This is a genomic window from Streptomyces sp. NPDC048442 (assembly GCF_040651475.1).
GTDB lineage: Bacteria > Actinomycetota > Actinomycetes > Streptomycetales > Streptomycetaceae > Streptomyces.
Genome location: NZ_JBEZKB010000003.1, coordinates 219241 through 229475, shown reverse-complemented (window position 1 = coordinate 229475; position 10235 = coordinate 219241). Strand labels below are relative to the sequence as shown.

At 69.8% G+C, this 10235-nt stretch carries 10 protein-coding genes; 7 read left to right on the top strand and 3 right to left on the bottom strand.

What is annotated here, in order from left to right; all coding sequences use genetic code 11:
- Positions 1 to 31 precede the first annotated feature (31 nt).
- The gene (locus tag AB0D18_RS06980; protein ID WP_362413744.1) at positions 32 to 979 is read right to left on the bottom strand and encodes a LysR family transcriptional regulator; all 948 of its coding nucleotides are present in this window, start codon (positions 977 to 979) and stop codon (positions 32 to 34) included.
- Between the two features lie 204 nt (positions 980 to 1183).
- Here AB0D18_RS06980 and AB0D18_RS06975 point away from each other — a divergent pair, with 204 nt between their 5' ends.
- Positions 1184 to 2071 carry an NAD(P)H-binding protein gene (locus AB0D18_RS06975; protein WP_362413742.1) on the top strand — a complete coding sequence of 296 codons (888 nt, stop codon included), beginning with the start codon at positions 1184 to 1186 and terminating at the stop codon, positions 2069 to 2071.
- Between the two features lie 56 nt (positions 2072 to 2127).
- Positions 2128 to 2505 (top strand): darcynin family protein, encoded by a 378-nt coding sequence (locus tag AB0D18_RS06970; protein ID WP_362414072.1) that lies wholly within the window; start codon positions 2128 to 2130, stop codon positions 2503 to 2505.
- A gap of 83 nt (positions 2506 to 2588) precedes the next feature.
- Here AB0D18_RS06970 and AB0D18_RS06965 read toward each other — a convergent pair whose 3' ends face one another.
- Together AB0D18_RS06965 and AB0D18_RS06960 are read right to left on the bottom strand one after the other, a co-directional pair.
- Entirely contained in the window at positions 2589 to 3092 is a 504-nt protein-coding gene (locus AB0D18_RS06965) for a lamin tail domain-containing protein (protein ID WP_362413741.1), read from the bottom strand.
- Positions 3093 to 3160: 68 nt separating this feature from the next.
- Positions 3161 to 3631, bottom strand: a complete 471-nt coding sequence (locus AB0D18_RS06960; RefSeq protein WP_362413739.1) for an ATP-binding protein — start codon at positions 3629 to 3631, stop codon at positions 3161 to 3163.
- 157 nt (positions 3632 to 3788) lie between these two features.
- Between AB0D18_RS06960 and AB0D18_RS06955 the strand changes: the two genes are divergently transcribed.
- The 5 genes from AB0D18_RS06955 to AB0D18_RS06935 all read left to right on the top strand — a co-directional run bounded on the left by AB0D18_RS06955 (position 3789) and on the right by AB0D18_RS06935 (position 10195).
- Positions 3789 to 4640 carry a helix-turn-helix transcriptional regulator gene (locus AB0D18_RS06955; RefSeq protein WP_362413737.1) on the top strand — a complete coding sequence of 284 codons (852 nt, stop codon included), beginning with the start codon at positions 3789 to 3791 and terminating at the stop codon, positions 4638 to 4640.
- Positions 4637 to 4882 (top strand): DUF397 domain-containing protein, encoded by a 246-nt coding sequence (locus AB0D18_RS06950; protein WP_362413735.1) that lies wholly within the window; start codon positions 4637 to 4639, stop codon positions 4880 to 4882. The genes AB0D18_RS06955 and AB0D18_RS06950 overlap by 4 nt, the downstream gene beginning before the upstream one ends.
- A gap of 297 nt (positions 4883 to 5179) precedes the next feature.
- Positions 5180 to 7339 (top strand): helicase-associated domain-containing protein, encoded by a 2160-nt coding sequence (locus AB0D18_RS06945; protein WP_362413733.1) that lies wholly within the window; start codon positions 5180 to 5182, stop codon positions 7337 to 7339.
- A 149-nt stretch (positions 7340 to 7488) separates the two neighbouring features.
- Complete coding sequence (locus AB0D18_RS06940) at positions 7489 to 7887, top strand: hypothetical protein (protein ID WP_362413732.1); 399 nt, start codon at positions 7489 to 7491, stop codon at positions 7885 to 7887.
- Positions 7888 to 7936: 49 nt separating this feature from the next.
- Positions 7937 to 10195 carry a hypothetical protein gene (locus AB0D18_RS06935; RefSeq protein WP_362413730.1) on the top strand — a complete coding sequence of 753 codons (2259 nt, stop codon included), beginning with the start codon at positions 7937 to 7939 and terminating at the stop codon, positions 10193 to 10195.
- Positions 10196 to 10235: the final 40 nt, after the last annotated feature.

The following is a 10235-nucleotide window of genomic DNA, read 5'->3' as shown; positions in this document are numbered from 1 at the left end:
GGCTCCCAGGGGCCTGAGGAGTCCGGCCGCGTCACGTGGCCGGACTCCCGGATGCCTGAAGGGTCCGGCGCACGGCGCCGCGGAGCCAGTGGTGGCCCCCGTCCGCGGCGTGGCGAGGGTGCCATGCCATGCCGAGGACCACTGGCGGCAGGGGCAGCGGGATGTCGAGGAGGCGCAGCCCAAGGGCGGTCACGGACTCGGTGAGGGAGGAGGGAGCCGTGCCGGAAGGCACGACGGGGACGAGGCACACCACATCGCTGCGGGCGGCGAGCGCCATCGCGGCGATATGGCTGGGGAGTACGACGGCGACTCGCCGCTGGAGATTCCGTTCGGCCAGCGCGGTGTCCAGGGGACCGGCGAACCGGCCGCGGCGGCTCACCGCGACGTGTTCGGCGGCGGCGAGCCGCTCCGGGGTCAGGGGCCCTTCGGCAAGGGGGTGCCCCTGCCTGACGGCCGCCGCCATCCGGAAGGTGGCCAGCTCTTCGACCCGGGTCTCGGGGTCGACGTGGTCGATGGACCCGACCTCCAGGGCGACCCGGCCCTCGCGCAGCGCCGGTCCGTCCTCCCACTCCTCCGCCAGGAACCGGAGCGAGACCCCCGGCGCCTCCTCCCGGACCAGCCGCAGCAGCCCGGGGACGAGCGCCGCGCCCACCAGGTCGGCCGCCTGAAGGGTGAAGGTGGCGCGCAGTGCGGCGGGGTCCACACCGGCGCCGGGAGTGAGCAGCGCGCCGATGTCGCGCACCACCGCGGCGGCCTCGTCGCGCAGGGCCAGGGCGCGCGGGGTGGGGACCATCGTCTGGCCGGCCCTGACCAGGAGGGGGTCCTGGAGGATGCGCCGGAGGCGGGCGAGCGTGCGGCTCATCGCGGCGGGGGACGTGTGCAGGCGGGCGGCGGCCCGGGTGACGCTCTGCTCGGTCAGCAGAGCGTTCAGGGCGAGGGCGAGATTGGCGTCGACGACAGGCTCTCGACTGCTGGTCACCGGGCTGCCGCCGACTGGGCTACTGCTGCCTGGGCTGCCGCTGACTGGACTACTACTGACTGGGCTACTGCTGACTGGACTGCTGGTCATGGGCATAATTCCATTTCAGGCAATGATTCAGTGCTGAAGTTCCCATTGTGGCAACACGGCGGCACTCCGCAGGATGAGGGGCATACCCCATCCGGCGCGACCCACGAGGTTTTCATGATCGTTGTCACTGCTCCGACCGGGAACATCGGCAGCCAACTGCTGCCCCTGCTCCTGGAGTCCACCCACGAAGAAACGCTGCGCGTGGTCGTACGCGACCCCGCCCGGCTGCCCGGCGACATCCGCGACCGCGTCGAGGTGATCGCTGGCTCGCACGGTGACGCCGAGGTCGTCGACCGTGCCTTCGAGGGTGCGGACGCCGTTTTCTGGCTCGCCCCTCCGGACGCTTCCCTGACCCCGGAGGACGCCTTCCCCGGCTTCACCCGCCCCGCCGCGAAGGCGCTCGCCGCTCACGGAGTCGGCCACGTCGTCGGCATCTCCGCGCTCGGTCGGGGCACCGCGGTCGCGAACCGCGCGGGACTGGTCACCGCCTCCCTCGCCGCGGACGACCTCATCGCCGAATCCGGCGTGGCGTACCGGGCGTTGGCCAACCCGTCCTTCTTCGAGAACCTTCTGGAGGAGGCCGGCACGATCCGCGAGAAGGGCGTCTTCACCGACACCGCGGACGCCGACCACAAGGTGCCCCGCGTCGCCGTCGCCGACATCGCGGCCGTCGCGGCGGGCCTGCTGCTGGACCGTTCGTGGACCGGCAGCGACAGCGTCCCGGTTCTCGGGCCGCAGGACCTGTCCCCGAACGACCTGGCGCGCATCATGACCGCGCAGTTCGGCCGCCCCGTCCGTTACGAACGCCAGTCACTCGACGCGCTCTACGCGGAACTCGTCGGCTACGGCCTCAACGAGGAGTTCGCGCGGGGCGTCGTCGACATGAAGCGGGCCAAGGACGAGGGCCTCGACGCGGGCGTCACCCGTACCCCGGAGACGGCGTCCCCCACCAGCTTCGAGCAGTGGTGCGCACGGGTACTCAAGCCCGCCGTTCTCTCCTGAAGTCCCTTTCCCAGCAGATCTGTTCACTACTTTGGAGGCCCTCCGTGTCCACCGTTATGCCCGCCGAGACAACCGAAACACCGACCGCACCTCCGGTCACCGCGTTCATGCTCGTCAAGACCATGCCCGAATGGCTCGCCATGACCCCGAAGGAGCGGGTGAACGCGTTCGCCACCCAAGTCATCCCCGCGATCAAGGCCAGGACCACCGGAGTCCGATCGCGCTTCTACGACACGGAGTTCTACTCCACCCGCGTCACCGACGTCTGGGTCTGGGAGGCCGATGACCACGGCGCCTACCAGCTCCTCATCGATGTACTGCGCGAAACCCCCTTCTGGGACCGCTATTTCGAGGTCGTCGACCTGCTCGTAGGCACCGAGAACGGCTACGCCCGCACGTACGGCGTCGACCCTGTCGCCACGATCACCACCTGACGCACCTTCAGGCCCGTGAGACAGCCGCCCCCGGAGGCCGAGAAGGCTTTCCGGGGGCGGCCGGCCACACCCCAGCATCAGCCTCAGTGGCAGTTCACGTTCTCGGCCTTGGTGCGCTGGCCCTTGCCCTTCCAGGTGCAGGAGTCGACGCTCTTGCCCTTGGTGTTGAGCAGGGTGGCGGTCTCCGTGCCGCTGTTGTTCCAGACGTACGCGGCGCGCCCCCGGTAGCGGTGATCCCAGTACACGTTCGCGGCCGTGTTGCGACCGGCCCCGGTCCGCAGGGTCACCGTCTTCCCCGCGCCGAGCTTCAGCGCGCGGAAGGTGTACGTCCAGCCGTTCTTGTCCCGCACCTTGTAGCCATTGAGCTGCACGGCTGACCGGCCGGCATTGTGGATCTGGACGTACTCGGAGTTCCGGCTGGCGTTCGAGCCGTTGTCCGCACCGGGTCCGTTGTACTGGATCCAGCCGAAGTGGACGCCCCCCTGGTGCTTCGGCGCGGCCTGCGCCGGAGCCACCGCACACGCGAGCAGCCCGACCACTCCGACCGCGACCGGCACGGCTACCCGAATGCCATTCCTACGAAGCATGCAAACCCCCCACTCACAGAATCCACATGGATGTGGACTTCAGGAGCACATGGCATCACAACCCGCCCTCACCAGCGGCCCGTTCGGTCAATGTCGATCTCAGCTCGAACAGTCTTCCCGCCGAACTCCCGGTCCCGTACGCACCACCGGTCGGCCAATGCTTCGACCAGAAGCAGCCCGCGCCCGGAGTCCGCACCGGGGGCGGGCTCGCGAAGGGCCCCCGGCTCCGGCAGCCGACGCTCGCCACGTGCGTCGGAGACCTCGATGCGCAGGAGGGCGTCTGCCTCGTGGTCAAGGTGTACGAGGCGGAGCTCGAAGTCCCGGCCTCTGACCCGCCCATGAGTCACGGCATTCGCGGCCAGCTCCGCGACGATCTGCGCGACGGCGTCGGAGATCTCGCTCCCGTACAGGATTCCCCACTCGTGACACTGGTGGAGCGCGAGCTGCCGGGCGAGGCGGGCGCCGCGCTCGGTCGGGCTGAGCAGTTGCACGAACGTACGTACGGTGACCGCGCTCTGCTGGGGCGGGGGTGGCGTCATGTGCCCAATGTGGCGCTGGCCAGGGCCTGTTCAACAGATCAGCGACCCGTACGCTGCGGCAGCGTACGGGTACGCACCGTAGACACGACTGGTAACAGCCCGTAACGATGGGCGTGTTGGTGGTGCGCGGGGACGTACGGCGCGAGAGGTGAGCAGGATGACGTACGACACGGACGGTGCGACGGGCAACGGCGGAGCGGAACCGGAGGTCACGGACAGCCTCAAGGGCTTCGGGGAGGTCGTCAAGGCCTTCCGCAGGCGGGCGAATCTGACACAGGAGGAGTTCGCCCACGTGGTCGGGTACTCACTCCCGACGGTCGCCTCGATCGAGCAGGGGCGGCGCTTTCCGTCGGCGTCGTTCGTGGAGCGGGCGGAGGAGGTGCTGGACGCGTTCGGGGCGATCCGGGGCGCGGCGAAGCATCTTTCGAGGAAGCCGGGGCTGGCGCGGTGGTTCCGGCAGTGGGCCGAACTCGAGAAGAGCGCGATCACCCTCTACACGTACGAATGCCGGGTGGTCCCCGGCCTGTTGCAGACCGAGAAGTACAGCGCGGCACTGCACTCGGCGCACCTGCCGCCGCTGAGCGACGAGCAGATCGAAGACCAGCAGAGGGCCCGCGCCGAGCGTCAGCAACTCCTCCATCAGAGGCCGAACACGACCTTCGCCTTCATCCTGGAGGAGCACCTCTTCCATCGAGGTTTGGGCGGGGAGGAGGCCCGGCAGGAACTTCTCGCGCATCTCATTGAGCTGGTCCAGCAGCGGAACATCACGATCCAGATCATGCCGCTGAGGCAAGGCGAACATGCAGGTCTCCAGGGGTCCCTGCATCTGCTGGAAACACCGGAAAACAAGTGGCTCGGCTACGTGGAAGGCCAAGCGAGCGGCCTCATGCTCACTGACCCAAAAGTGGTCAGCACCCTGAAGTTGCGGTATGCCAGGATGACCTCACAGGCTCTAAGTGCCAAGGACTCCCTGAGCTTGATGCAGCGGATGATGCGAGGAGAAGCATGAGCACGACGGAACTGGCATGGTTCAAGAGCAGCTACAGCAGCAGCCAGGGCGACAGCTGCGTCGAGGTCGCCCTCTCCTGGTACAAGTCCAGCTACAGCAGCAGCCAGGGCGACGACTGCGTCGAAGTAGCCACCTGCCCCACCACCGTCCACGTCCGTGACTCCAAGCTCACCGACAGCCCCGAGCTCACCCTCTCCCCCGCCGCCTGGAACAACTTCCTCGCGCACACCACGCACATCTGAACCGCCGAACCACCGTGCCCCGCCCGGGTGTTTATCCGCGCGGGGCGCACCCAGAACCAGAGGTGACCTCCCATCTCCGCCTCCCTCGCCCCCTGGCTGCGCTCCCTGGACGACACGCAGCTCCGCCGCATCCTCGACGCCCGCCCCGATGCCGTACGGGACCCGGAGCCGCAGACGTTCGGGGAGATCGCCGACCGGTTGCAGCGCCCCGGGTCCGTCGCGGCAGCCATGGCTCTGCTGCCGTTGCCCGGCCATCAGGTCGCCGAAGTGATGGCGGCGTTGTCAACACCCGTGGATGTGCGCACAGTTGGTGCTCTCATCGGCAAGGGCTCCGACGACCTGTCGCCCGCCCTCGACCAGCTCGCCGACCTCGCCCTCGCATGGCCGGGCCCGGACGGGCTGCTGCACTCCTCGCCCGCGCTGGCCGCATTCTGGTCGCATCCACTGGGGCTCGGGCCTTCCCTGGTGGACCTGACCGGCCGATTCACCTCCGAGCACCTGGGCCGGACCCTCAAGACCCTCGGCCTGCCGCCCGGCACCCGCCGCGAGCAGCGGGTGTCGGCACTCCTGACGCACCACGACGATCAGGTTCGGCTGCGCGAACTGATCGGCACCGCGCCGCCCGGAGCGTACAAGATCCTGGCGGCCGACCGGCCCGAGCGGTACAAGGTGACGGAAAGCCCGGAACGCCGGTGGCTGCGCGAACGGGCGTTGCTCGTCGGCACCGATTTCTCGATGGGGCCCGACGTGATCCCGTCCGAGGTCACCATGGCCCTGCGCGGCCCCAACTGGCGGGCCCCGTACGATCCGCAGCCACCCGCACCCGCTCTCGTACCGGTGGGGGCGGACGAGGTGGAGCGGGAGGCGGCGGCTGCCGCGACCGCGTTCGCCGGGCAGGCCGCAGCGGTGCTCGCCCAGTGCGCGGCGCGCCCGTTGGCCCTGTTGAAGTCCGGCGGGGTCGGCGCGCGTGAGATCGCGCGGCTCGGCAGGGCGACCGGCTGCCAGGAGTCGGTGGTACGGCTGGTGCTGGGCTGCGGACTTGAGGCGGGGCTGCTCGGGGAGTGGCACGACGGGGAACTGTCGGCGATGCAACCGCAGTACGACAACTGGCTCGGCCGGGAGCCTGCCGCCCGGTACGCCGTGCTGGCCTGGGTGTGGTGGCGGTGCGGCCATACTCCGACGCTGTCCCGCGACACGGACGGGAAGCCGCTTCCGGCCGCGCTTTGGCGCGATACCTGCCCGGGTTGCCGGGCCGCCCGCGAGGAGCTGCTGAGGGCCGGGGCCGCACTCCCCGAAGGGCGCGGGGTGTCCACCTCCGCCCAACTCACCGAGCTGTTGGCCTGGTTGCGCCCCTACGACAGCCAACTCACGCCACACCCCGCACCATTCAGTCATCTCGTTGCCGAGGCGGAGGCGCTCGGCGTGCTGGCCAGGGGTGCGCTCTCGACGCTCGGGGCCGCCCTCCTCGCCAACGACCCCGAGGACCTCCACTCCTACGCGCAGCGGCTGTTGCCGGGAACCGTGGACCGGGTGCGCATCGGCGCGGACCTCACCGCCGTCGCCACCGGTACCCCTGGCGCGGAGCTCGCCGCCGTCCTCGACGGGCTCGCCGACCGTGAGCCGGGGGCGGCGTCCGCGACGTCGGCGGTGTGGCGCATCAGCCCGGGTTCACTGCGCCGGGCCATGGACGGGGGCGAGACCCCCGACCGTATCTCCGCCGCCCTCCGCAAAGCCTCCGCGCAGGCCGAACTCCCGCAGCCGCTCGCCTACTTGATTGCCGACACGGCCCGACGCCACGGCCACGTCCGGGTCGCTTCGGCGGCCTGCGTCCTGCACACCGAGGACACGGCCCTGCTCGCCGAACTCGCCGCCCACCGGACCCTCGCCCCCGCTCTCGGGCTGCGCCTCCTGGCCCCGACCGTCCTCATCGGCACGGCGTCGACGGAAGCCGCCCTGGAAGCCCTGCGCGCCGAGGGTTACGCCCCGGTCCCGGAATCCCCGGACGGCACGCTTGGCGTGCCCCGGCCCCGTAAATCCGCTCACTCCCGTACACGCAAGGCCGATGGCACGACCCTGGCCGCCACCTTCCCCTTCCTGCCCCGCACCGTTCCCGCAGGGCCACGGACGACCCCCGACCTGCTGTCCTGCCTGCGCACCGCACCGGACCGCAATCCGGTGCCCGACCCTGAGAGCGGCATCCCGTTCGACACGGCCACCGAGGAAATCCTGGCGTACTACGCGACGTCACTGACCCTGACGGACATCCGCCAGCTCGCCCACGCCATCCACGAGAACCGCCCGATCGCCATCCACTACACCGCCGCCTCCGGCGCCCGCACGGTCCGCACCCTGAGCACGCTCACCTTCGATCCGCCGTACCTGGAGGCGTACTGCCACCTGCGCGACGCCGGCCGGGTCTTCTCGCTGTCGGGAATCACCTCGGTGCTGCCCGAGTAGTGCGCGGTTGCGAACAATTCTTCCATTTTGCAAGGTGGTTGGGCTATTTCCAGCCGACAGCGGAGTGATTTCCAGGCACCCCGCGACTCCGGGTAACGTGATCGCTTAGCGTGCATGGTGAGACACCCGTAGGTGAGATGGGGGAACGCATGGATCCGATCACTGCTGCCGCTGCTGCTGGGGTAGCGCTGCTCGTCAAGGGCATGCTGGAGTCCGCAGGACAGGAGGCCGGCCGGTCCGGATGGGCCGGCGGGACACGTCTGGCCGAGCGGATCCGGGCCCGTTTCCGGGGCGACAACGCAGCCGAGGACGCACTCGTCCACGTGCAGCAGAGCCCTGACGACGAGGATGCGCAGGAGCAACTGCGCAGGATGCTTCAGGTACATATGCTGCGTGACCACGAATTCGAGACCGATGTACGACGGCTGGTGGACGAAGCCGTGGCTGCACGGGGAGGCGACGGAGCTCAGGTCAACGCCGCTCTGATCAAGAACGCCCAGGTCTTCAACGAGAAGGTCGAGATCAAGGGCGACTGGAACATCTCCTGACCCAACGGCGTTCCGCAGGCCATCGACCGGTACTGAAGACCGAGAGCCCATGAACGACGAATTCCCGGGGGAGCCGTCTCCCGAAAGTGACGATGCGGCGCCACCGGAGGCCGTCAGCAGTGTGCCTGCCTCCGGGTCGGCGGAATCCGGCCAGGAGAACGACGGCCCCGTCAGCGAATCGGACGCGCTGCTGTCGTTGGCCCGTGGTGGCGGGGCAGACGAAGCGGAGCGGGCGGAAGCGGTCCAGGCGGGCGCCATCGCCGACCTCATCGCCCAGCGCCTCAACTCCGAGGCCTCGGGCACCCGGATCGGCACCCTGGCGCTCTTCAACGACTCCGTCAGCTTCGGCGGCGGATTCCACACCGGCGGCAGGCCGAGCAGCCGCGCTTCGGGCGGATCCGCTGCCGTGCCGCTCGATGCACACGAACTCGGGGAATTCACCGAGCGGTACATCCATCCCGACGGATACCACGAGGCGCTGGATTCCCTTCGCAGCTGCCATTTGCTGGTCCTGACCGCCCCGCCCGGCACCGGCCGCGAGGCGGCGGCTGTCAACCTGCTCGCCGAAGCGATGGCCTTGAGCGGCGGCGAAGGCGGCAACTGCGCCCGCATACATACCCCTTCCGTGATCACGGCTCCCGGCTGGGAGCCCCCGTCCAGGAACAGCGGCTATCTCGTACTCCTCGACGAGGGCCCCTCGGGCGTCGAGGCCCTGGGCGAGACAGGCCTGCGTGGTCTGGCCGAAACCGCGGCAAGCCTCAAGGCCGCCCACAGCCATCTCGTACTCGTCGGGGGACACCAGCTCGCGCTGGCGGCCGCCCAGCCCGGAGGCGAGGCGCTCGCCCGTCATCAACTCGCTGCGGTGGACCCGGTGGCTCTGGTGGAACACCGGGTGCTGGGGCACGGTGCGGGACCCGGGCTGCACCAGCAACTGCGCGCGCAATTGGCGGAGTCCGGTGCCGCCGCCGCCCTCTACGAGCGACCTTCGGCCGGGCATGCCGCCCGGCTGGCCTCGACGATCGCCGCGGACGGTGACCTGACGGCCGCTGTCGCCGCGTTGCGCGACCCGAGCGAGCAGGTTTTCGCCTGGTTCAGCCGTCATCGGACACCCGAAGCCATCGCCTTCGCGCTCGCCGCCGCCGTTCTGGAGGACAGCAGCTATCTCACGGTCGCCGACGCCGCCGTGGCGCTGCGTACGGCTCTCGCCCCCTCGAGCGCAACCGAGGTGCCGCCCGACCTCCGTTTTCGGGACCGGCTGAGCGAAGAACAGCCCTGGATCGAACTGGCCCACCCCGAACCGGCCCACCCCGAATCCGGAAGGCTGCACCCTGCAGGCGGGCCTCCCACGGTTCGCTTCCGCAGCACCCTGTTGCGTCAAGTGGTACTCGTCTATGCCTGGACCACACTCGACGGGTGCAGGGCCGCCGTCCTGACCTGGCTGCGCCGCCTCCTCACCCATGCCGACCTCGAAGTGCGGGCCCGCGCCGCAGTGGCCGCCGGGGTGCTGGCCTGGGCCGACCACCACTATGCGGTGCACCGCTTCCTCAAGTCCTGGGCAGGCTCGACCTCCTGGCCGCTGCGGCAGGCCGCGGCAACCGCTCTCGGAGTGGCGGGCAGCCGCCCGGAATCGACGGAGCCGGTGTGGGACCTGTTGCGCGCCTGGGCGGGCAACGGCACCTCGGCGTACGACAGAAGGCTGGCCGGTACGGCTGCGAACGCGGTGGGCGGACTGCTGGGCCGGGACTCGCCGGAGCGCGCGCTCGACGTGCTGGGCAGCGCGCTCGACCGGGGAGACGACTGGGGCACCCTGACTCCGGTTGCCTGGGGAAGCGTGCACCTGCTGCACCAGGGCCGGGTCGACCAGGTACTCAATGCGTTCCTCCGCTGGTCCGCCCCCAAGGACCTGTCACCGATGGTGGTGAAGGCCCTGTCGGTATTCGTCTTCGCGGTGTCCAGGCCGTACGAGGAGTCCGCCGGCAGCTCGCCGCGATCGACGCCGGGCGTCCCGATGCTGCTCAGCGAGGTTTCCCGGCACCCCGAACAGCTCGCGGAGCTGTGGGCACGCGCGATGGCCCGCCAACCCGTACAGGATCAGGCGTTCGACGCTCTACGGACGTGGCTGGACCAGTACGCCGATCTGTGTCCCGGCGCCCTGGACTCCATCCGCGAACTGCTGCTGGACATCTCCTGCAAACCGGGAAAGCACCGCAGCCGCATCCTCTGGTGGCTGGAGAAGTGGTCGCACGACCGCGAACGGCCCACGCCTCACGCTCAGGAGCTGTGGCTGGCCGTCAAGCAGTCGACCTGACCCTCCTGACCCCTTGGACAGAACCGCCCGCCCTCCACGA

What these genes read in the sequence shown, in the direction of transcription:
- AB0D18_RS06960 (WP_362413739.1), bottom strand. Translation starts at nt 3,631, where the DNA reads ATGACGCCACCCCCGCCCCAGCAGAGCGCGGTCACCGTACGTACGTTC.
- AB0D18_RS06975 (WP_362413742.1), top strand. Translation starts at nt 1,184, where the DNA reads ATGATCGTTGTCACTGCTCCGACCGGGAACATCGGCAGCCAACTGCTG.
- AB0D18_RS06955 (WP_362413737.1), top strand. Translation starts at nt 3,789, where the DNA reads ATGACGTACGACACGGACGGTGCGACGGGCAACGGCGGAGCGGAACCG.
- AB0D18_RS06950 (WP_362413735.1), top strand. Translation starts at nt 4,637, where the DNA reads ATGAGCACGACGGAACTGGCATGGTTCAAGAGCAGCTACAGCAGCAGC.
- AB0D18_RS06935 (WP_362413730.1), top strand. Translation starts at nt 7,937, where the DNA reads ATGAACGACGAATTCCCGGGGGAGCCGTCTCCCGAAAGTGACGATGCG.
- AB0D18_RS06970 (WP_362414072.1), top strand. Translation starts at nt 2,128, where the DNA reads ATGCCCGCCGAGACAACCGAAACACCGACCGCACCTCCGGTCACCGCG.
- AB0D18_RS06965 (WP_362413741.1), bottom strand. Translation starts at nt 3,092, where the DNA reads ATGCTTCGTAGGAATGGCATTCGGGTAGCCGTGCCGGTCGCGGTCGGA.
- AB0D18_RS06940 (WP_362413732.1), top strand. Translation starts at nt 7,489, where the DNA reads ATGGATCCGATCACTGCTGCCGCTGCTGCTGGGGTAGCGCTGCTCGTC.